Consider the following 15,385-nt stretch of genomic DNA (forward strand, 5'->3'; position numbering starts at 1 on the left):
GGAAGGGGAAAGAGAAAAGAATGAAGGAACGAAGAGGATTAAGGTTACAATGGGGCCGCAAAAGTCTGCTGCTGCTGCTGACGGCGGCGTTGTTGCTGCCCACGGGCTGGATCTGCGATGCGCCCGAGGCTTCGGCGGAAGCCGCGCCGACGGCGGACCTGCCGATTTCTCGGGAGGTGCGGGTGGCGGCCATTGCGGCTACGGCGTCATCCGGCAAGACCGGTCACGGCCCGGAGCTTGCGTTGGACGGCGTGCATGGGGACGAGGCTAACAACTGGCGTCCCGCTACCAGGCCGACTGCGTCGAATCCGCAGTGGATTCAGCTGGATCTGGGCCGGTTAACGAAGGTCGGGGCGCTGGAAGCAATCGTCGTCGGCGATGACGGTCCGATGCGTTACGCCGTTCAGGTTTCGCAGGACGGCAGTCACTTCCAGACGGTTGCGGAGCGGGAGGTGCAATCGAGCCGAACGCTATTCAGCGCTTGGGACAGCGTGGAGGCACGTTACGTGCGGCTGCTCGTCACGGACAGCTTCGGCCCGGACAGCCCGATCAACGAAATTATTCTGTTTCCGGACGTTCTTCCGCACCGCGTAGGCATTCTTTCGTGCTTTCCCGACATGAAAAATTTCGGCGACGCCGGGCTGGCCTCGCTGCTTAACCAGCATCAGCAACTGATGAACCTGTGCGTCAGCATTGCGGATCCGGCAAGCCCCGGCATCAACTTGATGCCGGAGCTGATCGACGACGCGCTGTATCCCAACGGCATTTCCGATCAGGACGTTCTCGACTACGTGAGCAACCCTGCGAACTACTCGTGGGAATACGCGGACGAAATGTTCAAACGGTTTACAGACGTCGGGATGGATATCTGGCTCGGATTCCAGGGCTTTTCCAGCCGGGCTTTCCCCAGCTTCTATTCTACGATCGTAGACGAGATCGGAAGAACGATCGAGCACCGCGATTTTTTCAACGAGTTGCACAACGAGACCGTCATCGAAGTGGCCAAGCAGACGATGCGGCATTTCGACAGCAACCCGAACATTCGGAAGTTTTCCATTCTCGGACCGGGCTGGTTCGGCGGGATCGAGTATTATTCCGGTCACAGTCCGGAACTGCTGGCCGTATACAGCGAAAGCGCGCAGACCAGCTTCCGCTCTTGGCTCTCGGACAAGTACGGCACGATCGGGGAGCTGAACGAGAGCTGGGGCAAGAGCTACGAAAGCTTCGACGAAATCTCGTCTCCACTGCCCAATCGTTCGAACGCCGATTCCGTGGACGATCGGCCGGAGTGGGCCGACCTGATGTTCTGGAAAATGGAGTACATGGACGATTTTCTGAATAAGTACATGCAGGAGATGCGGTCTGTGTCGGACAAGCAAATCCATGTCGAAGTCGACGGCGGATATCAGAGCGCACCGATGGAGACAGGAGAGAGCATGGGTAAAATCGCCCGCGACTTCAGCAAATACGACAACATTATTTTCGGCAACAGCAATCTGGACGCGTCTTACGGCGTCGCCCAATACGCCGCCACGGCACGCTTCTACGGGCTTAAGGGCACGATGGACGATACGGCGCAGCCGTCCGACAAAGCCCAGACGGACAACGCCTTCAACTTCCTGAGCCGAGGCGTCGACATGCTGGCGCATTCGGCGCTCGGCTGGGACTACGAGGCGTTCAACGGCGGCACCGGGAAGTGGGACCCGAACGGCAACTATAGCGGCAACGATCTGTACCGTTATACCCAAGCGAACGCCAAGAAGTACCTCACGATCGATCCGGAGCCGGAAGGACCGGACGTGCTGATCTTTAATCCTTGGTACGCCAATCTGTTCCGTCAAGGGTACGACCGCAACGACCATAACTTTATTTTCGACGGCGACCACGGCATATCGTGGTTCGGAGCGCCGATCGCCAATTGGGCGCACTATCTGCAGTCGCCCGACATTCTCGACGACTTCCCGATCGAGGACGGCGCGCTGGACAATTACAAGGTGTTCATCAGCCCCAACATGGGCGTGACGCTGACCTCGGACGCCGCTGAGGCCAAGATCAAATCTTGGGTGCAGCGGGGCGGCGCTTTCGCCAGCTTCGGAACGGATAGCTTCAGCTACCGCCTGAAGCTGGAGGATCGGCGGTTGGAGGGCGGTGACGAAGTGGACGACTGGATGATGGGCATGCTAGCCGGCTCAGAGGCGACTGAACGCGCGGGGACTCAGGTCAAGGTGTCCAATCAGGCGCCGGCATGGCTGAAGTCGCTTGCGGCGGGCGCATCCGTAACGGTTTCGGCGGAGACCGGAAGCGCGGGTAAGGCGCTTAGCGCGCTGCCCCCGAATGCGGTTCCCGTGCTGGAAGACGAGGCGGGCAACGTCATTATGGCGGAGTATGCCGTCGGCGAAGGCAGCGTCCTGTTCGGTACGTTGCCGGTGGCGGACAATGCGATGTTCAAGGATAGTTTCATGAGCAGGCTGCTGTCGGACTACGCCGACTCCCGCGGCATCAAGCGCACCGTAACGGCTGATCCGGCCAAGTTTCATGTAGCGGACGCGGGCGTGGACGCCAACACCGGCAAAAGGGTCATAGAGGTAGCCCGAAACGCGACGACCGATCCGAACGAAGTGCTCGTGATCCGGCATGCGCCGTCGCTTGACGGCGCGGAAGCGATCATCGATCTGAACTGGGAAAAGGACAGCGTGCTGGAATATACGTTCGAGTCCGGCAAGGCGTTCGTATACGTCCCGAGCGCGGACGGCGTGATCGCCTCCAGCGGAACGATTACGGAGGAGGACGGACGGCAGGTTGTCACGCTCGATCTGTCCAACGGCTATCCGCTTTCCTCGATTTCGCTGAATGCGGAGAAGCCGTTGGCAGCGCTGGCTTTCGCCGCGGACGGTTTCGGCAGCGGCTGGCAGAAGGTCGGCGGCGCTTTCAGCGGCAGCCCCGTAACAGTAGCCAGCATCGGAGCTGTCGCAAGCTCCGCGGGGACAGAGGGAGCCGTCGGCAAACTTGTCAGCAAGCCGTTCGTCATAACAGAAGATGCGTTGGCGTTTTACGGTGCGGGGTACGCCGGGGAATCGGGAACCGGAGAGCAGCCGGCAGGCGAGGACAAGGTCATTGCCGATTTCGAGACCGGCGACTGGAGCGAGCTCGCCTACGTCGATACGGAGGTGTTCGGGGCTTCGCCTGCGACCGGAGGCGCCGGGTGGGTTTCGGATGGAGACGGCTACTACGCGGCTTCTTCGACCGGCGGCGGTCAGAAGGGCAAGCTGCGGACGGCATCGTTCGTCATCGACCGGCCGACGCTGGCGTTCGACGGGGCGGGCTGGAACGGCACCGTTTATGGGGAAGGGCCGTGGCCGTATGCCCTTAACAATCGCTTCTACCTCAAGGACGCGGCGACGGACGAAATTCTGATCGAAGAGGTACCGACCAACCGCGTAGGCGACAGCGGCCGGATGAAGACGTACGTATGGGACGTCTCGCAATGGGCAGGCAAGGAAGTTTATTTCGAAGCGGCGGATGCCATCGGCGCCGAGGAATCGGCGGTATATGGAGGCGGATTCGACTGGCTGGCCGTCGACAATGTCAAGCTGACGGGAGAGCCCTTCCAGACGGAAGCCAGCGTGACGGGGCAGAACCGATTCGTGCTCAAGGCGATCGACGGATCGGTGCTCCGATCCGCTGCGCCGCCGAACGGCGAAGCGTATGAATTGATCTACTGGGATGTCTCCAATCTGAAAGGAAGGACCGTCTATATGGAAGCGGCGGATGGCATGGATACAGCGGCGGACGGCTGGCTTGCCTTCGGCGCGCCGTTCCTGTTTGATCACAAGGACGCCGTCGAAGACGACTATTGGTCTTTCGAATCGGGAACGTACGCGGATTGGGAACATACGGGAGACGCTTTCGGGTCGGAACCGAACAGCCGGTACCTGGGCCGTCCGCTCGGCAGCGGCAACGGGAAATACTGGGCGGACAGTCTGGCGGCGGGCGAAGATAAAACCGGGACGATGACGTCCAAGTCTTTTGTCGTCGACAAACCGATTCTGTCTTTCCTCGCAGCCGGATGGAATGGGCAGTCGGGCTGGAACCCGCCGCGCAATTACTACGAGCTGATCGATGAGAACGGGCAGCGATTGCGGCTGGCGACGCCGCCGGGCCAAAGCTCCCAGCCTCTCAATCAATTTATCGCGCAGTATTGGGACGTATCGGATCTGATCGGAGAGACGGTTCGCTTCAGGGTCGTTGACGGAGATTCGGGTAGCGGATACGCCTGGCTGGCGATGGATTCCATTCATCTGCTGGACAACAGTGATTTCGAAATGGGCAGCTATGCTTCCTGGCAGTCGACTGGCACGGCATTCGGCACAGAGCCGGCTTCGTTGGAGCATCCGACGGTCGCACGAGGCGCAAGAGGCAAGCGTTGGAGCGATTCGTCTTCTGGCGGCGCGACCGCCGCGGGTACGCTGACCAGCGCGCCGCTCAAGCTGGAGGGAGAATGGCTGAGTTTCCTCGCTGCGGGCTTCGCCGACGGGGGAGCCAATTATTACCGCTTGCTTACCATCGACGGGCAGGAGTTGGACCGAGTCGCTCCGCCGAACACAGCCGACTTCGTACCGCTTAAGCTGCACGCGCTTGGTGGCGAAGGTACGCTCGTCCGCTTCGAAGCGGTTGACGGCAGTGCGTCCGAGCCGGAAGGCTGGCTTTCGTTCGACGACCTGAACGAACGCAGGTTGCTACCGGACAAGCTGACGCTGCGGTTGTCGGAGGACGGCGCACAGTGGACAGATGAGGTGGAATTAGGCGGAATCGGTGCTACGCGGCTTGCTTACGAATTGCCGGGAGGCGAGACTTACCGCTACGTGCAATGGATTGTTGAAGGCGGCCGTGTCGATGCCGGGTTTCTAAAGCTGCTGCAGCTTCGCCAGCAGGTCAGCCGCTGGACGGACGGCGCGATGGGGCCGGATGGCATGCTTGATCTTGGACAAAGCCGGTCCGTGAACGGCTTGAAGCTGCAATTCGCGACGGAGAAGACGCGCTCGTTTGTGCTGGAGACTTCCGCCGATGGTCAGACCTGGTCGCCGACGTACAAGGCAATTGCCCAAAAGGGCGCGTCGGTTCAGGCGGTATTCCCCGCAGTAAGCGCTCGTTATGTCAAGGTTGCCGGACTGTCATCCGAAAGTGCTGTTGGGATGACCGCCCAGGTTGTGGCACCGCCCGAGCTGAATTTGCGGAACATTCCCGATCCGAGCGACGGTACTGACAATGGGGCACCGGAGCCTGAGAGGCCGAATGGTCCAGACTCGAACTACGGAGCGCCCGCGAGAGAATTGTTGGACGTCGACGTTGTGCAGGAGAACGGAAGAACGACTTTGTCAATTAGAGTGCAAACCAAGCCTGAAGGGAATGACGGCGGAGCCGCTGCCGAATTAACCCGGGCTCAATGGACAGCGCTGGCGAAACTGGCGGCCGAGAAGTTTGCGGAGGGGCAGCGCGTACATGTGACCGTCAAAGTTTTGGCACCGAAAGACGTGCTTATCGTGAACTTGCGTCTGCCTTCGGGCGCGATGACCGCTTTGGAACAAGGCAGTGATTGGACTCTGGAGGTGGATTTCCCGGCAGGCCGAATCCGATTGAATAAGGAAGCTATGGAGACGTTGACCGCTGCAGCCGGCCAAGGCTCGGTGGCAGTAGGCTTAACGAGATCCGTGCCGGGACAATCCGTTCCGGAAGTGCAGGCTTCGAGCTTGACCTCTTCCGAAAGCGGCGAGATTTACCGATTCTCCATAAAGGCGAACGAACAGTCGCTGGCGACGTTATCCAAAGGGAAGGCGGAAATCGCCGTCCCGTATGTGCTTGGAGAAGGCAAAGATATGCATGCGGTCGTAGCCAGAGAAGTCGGCCAGAACGGAGCGCTGAAAGCGTTGCGCGGCGGTTTCGACGCCTCCCGGAGCGTTGTGCGCTTCGTGACCGGCGAATTAGCGCCGTTCGCAATAGACTACAATAAGGTTGTATTTAATGATGTGCCGAGGGATGCCTGGTACGGAGAGTCGACAGCTTATCTGGCTGCCCGCGGCATTATTCTAGGCAAGGGTACGGGCATCTTCGCTCCGGACGTCAGCGTAACCCGGGCCGATTTTCTGGTCATGGCTATGCGGGCTTACGGCATCGTCCCGAAAGATGAGACCGGCTCATCTTTCGACGATGCGGGGAGCGCCTACTACACGCCTTACTTGGATGCAGCGAAACGGTTGGGTCTGGTAAACGGCGTAGGCGGCAACCGTTTTGCTCCCGTCGATGCAATGAGCAGGCAGGACATGCTCGTTATTTTGCAACGTCTGCTGTCGCGTATTGGAGAGCTACCGCAGGCGAGGACGGATTCGGCAGCCTTCTATTTCGAAGACGAAGCGCAAATTTCCGGTTATGCAAGGGAGGCCGTACATGGTTTTGCAAAAGCAGGCGTTGTGACTGGCTATCGAAATACGATAGACCCCGGTGGAATAACTTCGCGTGCCCAAGCCGCGCAAATCTTGTACCGACTGCTGAACCGATAAACGAACAGAGTTAAACAATTGAAAGTTCGTATATGATCATGACCGGAATTATAGGCAGATGAAGGATGAAGGACAATAAGAAAATTCAAGCATTATAAAGGATGAGTTGGACCTCGTCCTAAGGCTGTCGAGAAAATTTCGACAGCTTTTTATTTTAATGATAGCTTCTTTAATCGCGAACCTTCAGCTCGCGATATTCCTGCGGGGTCATATGCGTATATTTCTTGAACATTTTGATGAAATAATTATGCTCAAGTCCCACTTCTCTCGCGATCTCATGGATCTTCAAAACGGTTTCCGTCAGCAGCGAGTTGGCCTTGTCGATTCTCTTCTCGGCAATGTATTCCGCGAGTCCGTGTCCGGTCGTTTGCTTGTACAATCTGGACAAGTACGAGGCACTGAGGTTCGCCACTTCCGAAAGCTTGGTCAAAGAAAGATCTTCGTGCAAATGCTCCTTGATGTACAGGTTCAAGCGGGTGACGATCGAATGGGATTTTTCCTCTCGTTCGTCATGCCGCTTGGCGAACAGCAGCGCGACGACGCTCTCGAAATAATGCGCCGCCGCTTCCCAATCCGGATGGTCGTCGATTCTCATCAGTCCGTCGAAGTCTTGCCGCTCTAACAGGTCTTGCGTCGCTTCCAGCCGATTCAGATAGGATAAGATCATCGTGGCTATGCTGTAATACATCTCCGTATAGTGTAAAGGATCGTGCACCGCGGATTGCAGCATCCCGCTGCATAGGGAGGCGAACTCCCGAGCGTCTCCCCCTTCCAAATAAGATTCCAGCAATGGAATAGTTCTTCTCTGGCTCGCGATGTTCGCGTTGTCTCCAATCGAACAGGCACCTTTCGTGGCTGGACCGGATGTCTTCTCCGCGGTAGGGATGTCTATCAGCAGACTTTCTCTGCCTAGTCCGAGTCCGCGTCCGAGCAAACGAATCAGCCGGTTGAAGACGGAAGGCAGTTCGCTCCACGAACCGAGACTGCTGTGGGTCACGAACGATACCGGAATATTGAGCACGCCGCGGCTGGCTGTTTGTACGGAATCCAGCGTTTCGTGGACGCGTTGAACGAACGCGGATCCGTTTACTTCGTCCGCGTCTTGGGGCTGGATCAGCCAAATGAACTTGGTACGATCATACGATATGGCCGCGAACGGGCAATTCGAAAAATACTCCTGAGCAATGTTGTGAATGGCAAACGTCAACAATTCCCGGTCCGCCAAGGAGTAGTCGCCCGGCCATTCATCCACGCGGCCTACGACGATCAATGCGGGAACGGCAGTGTTCAAGGAGATGCCGAGCTCCGCGAATCGGAGCTGAATGCCTTCGTTGTGCAGACGTTCGCCGTTCAGCAGGCTCAACAAGTATTCTTTTTGCAGCAGAGGCTTGGCCAGATGCAACTCTTTCCGGGCTTCTCCCATCAGATGTTCTTTCTCCCATTCCTCCTGCAAGGCTGCGATGGCGCTGTGGAACGCCTCGAGGATTCTTTCGTCGCCCTCCGTTTTTAACACGTAATCCAAGCCCCCATGCCGCATAGCGGTTTGCACGTAGGAAAAATCGTTATACCCGGTAAGGAAGATCGTCTTGCAGAAGGGCCATTGTTTTCGTATGAGCTGTTGCAGTTCCAGCCCGCTCATGCCGGGCATCCGAATGTCGGCGATCACGATATCGATCTTATGCGCCGATAAGAGGGTTAGCGCCTCCGAAGCCGAGTACGCTTTCAGCACAACGAGTTCCAATGAATCGAGCTCCAGAAACAAGTCGTACAATCCGTCTACGATAAACGGTTCATTGTCGATGAGCAATAATCTGTACATATAACGAAAACTTCCTTTCTCGGGTTACTTTATGGCGTTCGAGGCAGCCTGATCGTCACTTGGAACCCTCCGGATTCCCCCTCGGCAATGACAAGGCCGTACCCGGTACCGAACTGCAACTGCAAGCGTCTGTGCACGTTGATGATGCCCGTCGTCTCCAGCCCCGCGTCTTGGGCGACCAGCTTCCTCCGAAGATTTTCGATCAAATCTTGATCCGTTAATCCCCCGTTATCTTCCACTCGAACGAGCAAGCTCGTCTGTTCATCGACGAATCGTACCGTCAGTTTCGCGCCGGTTTCTTTCTCTTCCAAACCGTACTTGTACGCATTTTCAAGGAGCGGCTGGACAATGAGGCGAGGCACCATCAAGTCCGCATACGCCGTCGGCAGCTCTCCGAACGCGACCTCGATTTGGCTGGCGAATCGCATTTTTTGGATTTCCACATAGTTCTTGGCATGCTGCACTTCTTCGGCCAAGGTGACGGTATCGCTGGAGTTACGCGTCATGAATTGGAAATAGTCGGACAAGTATTTGGCGAATCGGATTTGATTTTCGTCACCGTTTTTCTTGGCCAGCCGATACAAAATAAATAAGCTGTTGTATAGGAAATGGGGATTGATCTGCGACTGCAGCTGTTTGAGCTCCGCATGCTGAACGCGAAATTTTTGCTCGTATACTTCTTTGATCATCTGCTGAAGCCTTTGAACCATAACGTTGAATTGCGCGTACAAGTATTGGAATTCATCGCGGCCCCGATAGTCGAAGGCGACGTTCAAGTTGCCGTGCTCCACTTTGCGGAAGACGCGCACCAGTATTTTCAACGGCCGGTGGATGAGGCGGTACACCGAATACGATACGATCAGAATGACGATGAGAGTCAGGGCGGAAATCATCCAGAACCAGACGGTATACCGGTCCAGCGGGCCGAGCACCGTACGTTCCCGTTCATACATGATCAGCGTCGTACCTAATACTTTCGATTTCTCGAAGGCGACTAAATATTTCTGTTCGTCGGCGGTCACGGATTGAAGATCCGAGGAGATCGCACCGTCCGCTTGAATGACGGAATCGATGGCTTTCAGAATCCCTTCGGGTTCGTCGCCGCCGATTCTCCAGCCATTCTCGAAATTGACCAGCATCGTATTGCCGGCCGTATGGTTCGTAAATTGCAGCAAAGCGTTCTTCAGCGAAGGGATCGAGATTTCGATATCGACGACAAAATCGGGCGACAGGCGATTCGACTTGATTGGGTACGGCAAGCTGATAAACAGCCGATCCCGCCAGTAGATAAAGGGCGACTCGAAGATGTTGGCGACGACGTTGAGCGCCTCGAACTCGTCTTGTTGGATAACGCCGAAGTTGTCGTCCGAGATCGTCCTGTCAATAGAAGGAATATGAACGCTGGCCTCTTGGATATAGTTGCTCGAATTTTTGATAACGGATAATTCCTTCTGCAAGTTGCGGATGGCTCCCCGCTGCTCGTAATGACTCATGATCTCCGTACGATTGCTTAATAGATCAAGGTCATCGTAACTGGCAAACTCGCGCATGATGTTGATCGTGCGGGTGAATTCGTTCTCCAGCGTGTTATTGTAGAAATGAACCTTCGATAACATGGAGTTGGTGATTTCCGTCTTGACGCTGGACGAGCCATAGAGATTCATGACGAGGCTGAGCGAGAAAAGCGGCATCAGCACGATTAGGAAGGTGATGATCAGCTTCGGGTAAATTTTGATCGAATCGAAAAGCGCTTTCATTATGGCTCCCACCCAGCATCGTGTTAATATAAATGTCTTGATTCGCTAATAACGGGCTTGATTCCTGTCGATCCGGCCTCCACGTCAACAGAAAACGATAAACGTAAAAAGAGTTCTATATTTTGTTGCAGGTAGTGCTCATTATAATCGACATTGAAAGCGATTCCAAAACAATGGAGGTTATGGTGAATGATTGCGTTTAGAATTGTCAAACGATTTGCGCTTCCTTTTTTCCTAACGGTTGCTTTGCTTGGTTCGGGCCTCGGGTTTTTGCCTAAAGCGGAGGCGTCGGCCATGGAGGATATTACGCCCGCGGAGACGGACGAAGTTCTGCATAACCCCGGCATGGGACTGGTCGTAACCGAGATCGCTTATCCGGGCTTGATGGATATGGGGACATCTTCAACCTTCGACGAAGTGGACATCGTCGCGATCGCTACGACTTGGGGATATATCGAAAGGGCGGAAGGCGTTTACGACTGGTCGTACGTAGACCAGCTCTACAACTATTGGGTGGCCAAAGGCAAGAAGATCGCTTTCAAATTGTCCGTAGAGCCTTTCTACTACGCGGACGGCCACGATGAACAGCTGCCGGAGTGGCTATTCACGGAATACGATTTGCCTTATCAATATCAGACGTTCGGCGGAGGAACTTACGCGAAGTGGGTGGATCAGAACAACCCGATATATAAGGAGAAACTGACTGCCTTTATGAACGAATTCGCTAATCGTTACAAATATGACCCGAATGTGGAATATATCGATCTAAGAACATACGGTTTGTGGGGAGAAGGACAGACCGGCTATGTCTACCCGACGACCGAAAGCAGAAGAGAAGCTTTTATCGGCTTGATCGACATCTGGAACAACGCCTGGGAAGGCAGGAAAGTTCTACTGCAAAATAATATTGTGGAAGGCACGGCGTGGCCGGACGATCATACCCCATCCTACAAGGATTACGAGGACTTCTTGTACATGTCGGCTTACGACTACACCACCTCGAAGCCGCGAATTTCTCTTCGCAGGGACGGCATCCCGGATTTTTACCGCGATTACGAGAAGCAACTGCTTGACGATATTTTCTTCAATACCGATTTGCCGCTCGGCGCAGAATATTGTTTCGCTTATGCGCACTACAAAAACAACAATAAAGTAGAATGGGCCAACAACGAGATTATCGAAAAAATGCACTTCAACTATTTGAATTTGCCGGGATGGGAGCCCTCGCACGATGCGGACGATTATTACAACGAACAACCGGATGAAGTCCGCAGAATGTTAAAAAACATAGGATATCGCTTCGTCTTGACGAAAGCGCAATATCCGTCGGAAGTGGCGGCTGGCGAAACCTTTGCTTTCGATCATACTTGGGTGAATCGGGCGACCGGCAAATCGCCGGAGCAATATCCGCTGAAAATATACTTAGTAGACGACAGCGGCCGAACGGTTTGGTACGGGACGGATTCGAAGTTCGATCAACGCCGCTTCTTTAAGGGCAATGACTATTCCGTTCAGTCTGCGTTCAACCTTCCTGCCAATCTGAAAGGCGGCACTTATGATGTCAAAATCGCAATGGTAGATAGACTATCGGGAAACCCTGCTTTGGAGTTGGCCATTGAGGGGAAAGACGCCGAGAAGAGATATAAAATCGGCCGAATTACGGTAATCCCGTCCGTGCCGTCGCTGGAGGAAGCCAAAGCATACGACGTCGGCGGGACGCCGGGAACGGCAAGCGGCGATAAGCTGGTTCTGAAATTTGACTACGCGACCAACGGAAACGTTAATCCGGATGCCGGAAAGTTCGTATTGTCGAACGGCCATACGCTCGGCACGAATCCTTCGTTTGCATGGAGCGACGATAATCGGGCGTTGACCATCACTTTAGGAAATGAGCCGACGGTCGAGGCCGGCGACACGATCGTTCTGACGACAGGAAACGGCATCAAGGACTCGATAGGACGAGTCGAAGTCTTGACGGATGAGCCGATGACGATATCCGGGAGCTTTAATCCGATGTATCAACTGTCGGAGCAGTATTCCTCGGTGCAGGGGCAGAACGGCTGGCGGTACATGTATAACGACGGCAACGGGTATGTGGAAATGGAATGGGACGGGGCCAAGTGGAAAGGGCCGGACATTATCTCCTACTTGTTCATCGAACGGTCTGCGCACATGCTTGCGGAAATGCACGATGCCGTTCCGGCCTGGGAAGCGCCGTTCGCCGGCACTGTCCGTATTCGCGGGACGGCGAAAATGGATGATGACGGAGGAAACGCGTGCTACGGCTGCGGGGACGGAATACGCGTGAAGGTCATGAAGAACGGATCGCAAGTATGGCCGTCCGCGGAGTGGCAGTCGATTGGGGCCACGGATCTGGTTGGCGTCGCGCATGACTTCATGATTGAAGTGCAGCAAGGAGACCGCATTTACTTCGTCATGAACCGGAATGCGAACCACTATTTCGACGGCGCCAGCTGGGATCCTTCGATCGAATACGTGATTTCGTCCGTGCCGACGCTTGAGGAAGCAAAAGCTTACGACGTCGGCGGAACGCCGGGAACGGTAAGCGGCGATAAGCTGGTACTGAAATTTGATTACGCGACGAACGGAAACGTGAATCCGGATGCCGGAAAGCTCGTATTGTCGAACGGCCATACGCTCGGCTCGAATCCTTCATTTGCATGGAGCGGCGACAATCGGGAGTTGACCATCACGTTAGGGAATAACCCCACGGTCGTGGCGGGAGACACGATCGCGCTGACGGCAGGAAACGGCATCAAGGATATGGCGGATCAAGTCGAAGTCTTGACGGATGAGCCGATGACGATATCGGGGAGCTTTAATCCGATATATCGATTGTCGGAGCAGTACTCCTCGGTGCAAGGGCAGAATGGGTGGCGGTACATGTACCACGACGGCAGCGGATATGTAGAGATGACATGGGACGGGACGAAGTGGAAGGGGCTGAATACGGTGTCCTTCTTGTTCATCGAACCGTCTACGCACATGATCGCGGAAACGTACGACGCGGTTCCCGCTTGGGATGCGCCGTTCAACGGAACTGTCCGTATTCGCGGAACGGCGAAGATGGATGACGACGGAGGGGACGCATGCCACGGCTGCGGGGACGGGATATGCGTGAAGATCATGAAGAACGGATCGCAAGTATGGCCTTCCTCGGGGTGGCAGGCGATTCAAGCCACGGATCTGGTCGGCGTCTCGCATGATGTCACGATAGAAGTCCAGCAAGGGGACCGCGTTTACTTCGTTATGAACCGGAATGAAAACCCCTACTTCGACGGTGCCAGCTGGAACCCTGCGATTGAGTACGTGGCATAACGGCCAGCCTGTCGACTTTCTTCCACATCAACAGAAAACGATAAACGTAAAAAGAGTTCTATATTTGTTGTAGGTTGCGCCCATTACAATAGAACTTGCAAGCGATATCAACAATGCTAAAAGGGGATGTATCGAATGAAAGGCCACATGTTGCACAGATTGTTCCTGTTTGCTCTCGTATTGATGCTCGTAGGGTTGACGGCCTGCAGCAAGAACAATGAAAACGCCAAATCGTCCGAGACGCCGTCTTCTCCCGCATCGTCGACTGCATCGTCGTCCGCTTCGGAAGAAACGCCCGATCCGTTCGGGAAATACGATCCGCCTATCGCGTTGTCGACCGTGAAAATTTTTAACACGGCCGATAAATTCGAACCGGGAGAAACGCCGGAGAAAAACACTTGGATGGACGCAATCTTGAAGGATCTAGGCATCGATATCAAGCTCAAATGGTCCGTCATCGGCGATGAGCCCGGCGGAGCGGGGGAGCAGAAGCTGAACATCACGATCGCTTCCAACGATCTTCCGGACATTATCCCGGTCAATGCCAAGCAATTAAAGCAACTGGTAGATAACGATATGGCGGAGGATCTGACCGATGTTGTCGAGAAATACGCGTCTCCGCTGTACAAGAAATTTCTGGCGTCCAACGGCGGATTGGCTTTGAAAACGGCCACCTTCGACGGCAAAGTGCTGGCACTCCCGCAAACGACTTCCGGCATCGATGATGCGCCCATGATCTGGATCCGGAAAGATTGGCTGGATAAGCTGCAACTGTCGGAGCCGAAGACGATGGACGATATTCTGGCCATCTCCGATGCGTTCACGAATCGCGACCCGGACGGCAACAACAAGAAGGATACCTTTGGTCTTGGGGTCGGCAAGGATCTGTATAACGGAGCGTTGCACGATTTGAGCGGCTTCTTCGAAGGATATCATGCTTACAAAAACCTGTGGATCGAGGACGGGAACGGCGGGCTAGTCTACGGCGGCATTCAGCCGGAAATGAAGACCGCTCTCGCAAAGGTGCAAGAGATGTTCAAGGCGGGGCAGATCGATCCCGAATTCGGGGTGAAGGATTCCGGCAAAGTAAACGAGTCGGTCGTATCCGGCAAGATAGGGATGTTCTACGGCGCGCATTGGAACGCCTTCTGGCCGCTGCCGGATTCCTACAAACAAGATCCGAACGCCGTCTGGAAGCCTTATCCGATCGTATCCGCGGACGACAAGCCGGCTTCTCCGTCCATCGGCCTCGGCGCTGGCGCACCCAACTATTTCGTATTCAAAAAAGGCGCCAAACATCCGGAGGCAATCGTCAAGCTGGCGAATTATTATGCGGACAAAGAATACGGCTGGGACACGGGCGGCATCGACCTGTCGTTCCATCAGCCCGTGCCCAATCCGGACGGTTACATCCGTTGGAGGTTCGCTCCGGTGTTCGCGACGGATCCCGAGCAGAACATCAACATTTACCGCGGGGTGAAAGCGGTCGTCGAAAACAACGATCAGAACGCGCTGAAAAACTTGCAGGTGAAAGACAACTACGACAATTACATGAAATTCGCGCAAGACGGAGATCAGGGCCATTATGCCACCGCGCTCTGGACCGGTCCGCAAAACTCGGGGTTAAGCGTCCTCGACTATTATTTGAACAACGGCCTGGGGCAGTCGGATCAATTTTACGGATCCAAGACGGACGCGATGGTCGACAAACAGTCGACGCTGGAAAAGTTGCAGTTGGAAGCGTTCACCAAGATCGTCATGGGGGCCGCTTCGATCGATTCGTTCGACCAGTTCGTCTCCGATTGGAAGAAGCTCGGCGGCGATAAGATTACGCAAGAAGTAAATGACTGGTATGCCGCTCAATAATAAACGCACGAAGCGGGAGAGGATGCGGAAGTTCGATACTTCCGCATCTC

Annotated in this window: 5 protein-coding genes; 3 read left to right on the top strand and 2 right to left on the bottom strand. The window is 55.2% G+C overall.

The features are described from left to right. Nucleotides 1-20 precede the first annotated feature (20 nt). Nucleotides 21-6,554 carry a discoidin domain-containing protein gene (locus HH215_RS28905; RefSeq protein ID WP_169283041.1) on the top strand — a complete coding sequence of 2,178 codons (6,534 nt, stop codon included), beginning with the start codon at nucleotides 21-23 and terminating at the stop codon, nucleotides 6,552-6,554. Nucleotides 6,555-6,723: 169 nt separating this feature from the next. Here HH215_RS28905 and HH215_RS36770 read toward each other — a convergent pair whose 3' ends face one another. Both HH215_RS36770 and HH215_RS28915 read right to left on the bottom strand, forming a co-directional pair. Further along, nucleotides 6,724-8,373 carry a response regulator gene (locus tag HH215_RS36770; protein ID WP_169283042.1) on the bottom strand — a complete coding sequence of 550 codons (1,650 nt, stop codon included), beginning with the start codon at nucleotides 8,371-8,373 and terminating at the stop codon, nucleotides 6,724-6,726. Nucleotides 8,374-8,402: 29 nt separating this feature from the next. Beyond that, nucleotides 8,403-10,130 (bottom strand): sensor histidine kinase, encoded by a 1,728-nt coding sequence (locus HH215_RS28915; protein WP_169283043.1) that lies wholly within the window; start codon nucleotides 10,128-10,130, stop codon nucleotides 8,403-8,405. A gap of 189 nt (nucleotides 10,131-10,319) precedes the next feature. Between HH215_RS28915 and HH215_RS28920 the strand changes: the two genes are divergently transcribed. Further along, a complete protein-coding gene (locus HH215_RS28920; protein WP_169283044.1) occupies nucleotides 10,320-13,469 on the top strand; it encodes a DUF4832 domain-containing protein in 3,150 nt (1,049 codons plus the stop codon). 135 nt (nucleotides 13,470-13,604) lie between these two features. Further along, nucleotides 13,605-15,335 (top strand): extracellular solute-binding protein, encoded by a 1,731-nt coding sequence (locus HH215_RS28925; RefSeq protein WP_169283045.1) that lies wholly within the window; start codon nucleotides 13,605-13,607, stop codon nucleotides 15,333-15,335. Nucleotides 15,336-15,385 lie beyond the last annotated feature (50 nt).

Origin of the sequence: Cohnella herbarum (assembly GCF_012849095.1) — a bacterium.
GTDB lineage: Bacteria > Bacillota > Bacilli > Paenibacillales > Paenibacillaceae > Cohnella > Cohnella herbarum.